Annotated in this window: 2 protein-coding genes; both read right to left on the bottom strand. The window is 26.9% G+C overall.

Going from position 1 to position 1313, the window contains the following annotated elements; genetic code table 11:
- Positions 1 to 40: 40 nt before the first annotated feature.
- A complete protein-coding gene (gene sra / locus AACU95_RS17420; RefSeq protein WP_004243316.1) occupies positions 41 to 274 on the bottom strand; it encodes a stationary-phase-induced ribosome-associated protein in 234 nt (77 codons plus the stop codon).
- A 406-nt stretch (positions 275 to 680) separates the two neighbouring features.
- Complete coding sequence (gene cutA / locus AACU95_RS17425; RefSeq protein WP_004243315.1) at positions 681 to 989, bottom strand: divalent-cation tolerance protein CutA; 309 nt, start codon at positions 987 to 989, stop codon at positions 681 to 683.
- Positions 990 to 1313 lie beyond the last annotated feature (324 nt).

Raw genomic sequence — 1313 nt, forward strand, 5'->3', positions numbered from 1 at the left:
AAATAAAAGTTATTTATAATCTAACATTAGGCATAAGTAATTAACTTACTAGAAGATAATCTGGATAAGCATCGGTTAATTTCATATAAATACGCTTATTTTGCGCATTTTTTCTGAAATCTTGTTTTAAACAGATCCGAGTTGCATTTTTTAACTCTGCGGGAAGATTATCACTTTCTGTAGGCGTAATAATGGAAAAACGCACTTTCTTTTTAGACCGACTTAAATTATAAGGTAAACCTAAAATACGTCTTGCGACTCTGTTTGTTTTCACAACTCACTCCTTTTTTACATGTAATATAGAGAAAGCTCGTTAATTATAACAGAAAATAACTAGGGTAAGATATCGGTTAAATTTATTCTTTAGGATAATAACCTATAAAAACCAGTTTGTTGTTTTTTTATTTTTTCCTTTGCTCATTAGCGTATTATTGTTCATTTCTTTGACTTATAAAAATTTAATAATAATTTATTGTTTATATTTTTTCTGTGAATATAAAAATAATCTCAAAAAGAAAAGTTTTTAAAAATGATTTAGCAGTTAAATAGTAATTAATCTTAATATTTTACTTTGTTTATTTGTCTCATTATTGAGATTGTAAGTATTGTTTTATTTACAATATTCTATCATTTTTATCACAAATAAGATGAAATAGCATGATAATGCAATGAAATAATCATTAATTTAGGCTTTGATGTATCCATTCTAGATAACCATGAAACCCATTTTCTATAGGGACAATAATGACTTCTGGTGTATCGTAAGGGTGCATTTTTACTAGTGTATCAATCAAAATCTGTTGTTTTGAACTCTCGCTTTTGATCATCATAAGTACCTCATTATCTTCAACAATTTCATTATTCCAATGATAGATAGATTTGATATTAGGAAGGACGTTAATACAAGCTGCAAGCTTCGCCTGTATAAGATGGTGAGCTATTTCATGGGCGACAGTTTCATTAGGGGCTGTTGAATAAGCGATAATCATATTTTTCCTCTGTATTAATGGGTCTATGGTTAATTTGTTATAGGGTGATTAACTTTAATATCATCAAAATAAAACTTTTTAAAACTTAACGCTAAGATTTCTCTTTTTAACCGAATAAAAACATATTTTCAAAAAAAACTTTCTCGATATGAGATAATTACGGCATTATTAAGTGGATTTTACATATTTTGAGTTTCTTTTTGTAAAGAAAAACACCCATTTGCCGATATTAGTAGTTGTTAAATGAAATGTATCTAATTGTGTTATAAGAACATATTCAACAAAAATTGTTATTACCTTCTGCAATATCGTAAATATAAAATA

This window comes from Proteus sp. G4415 (genome assembly GCF_963896075.1).
Classification (GTDB): Bacteria; Pseudomonadota; Gammaproteobacteria; order Enterobacterales; family Enterobacteriaceae; genus Proteus; species Proteus mirabilis.

Excerpts from the sequence above, each read along its gene's own strand:
- cutA (WP_004243315.1), bottom strand. The coding sequence starts at position 989 with ATGATTATCGCTTATTCAACAGCCCCTAATGAAACTGTCGCCCATGAA.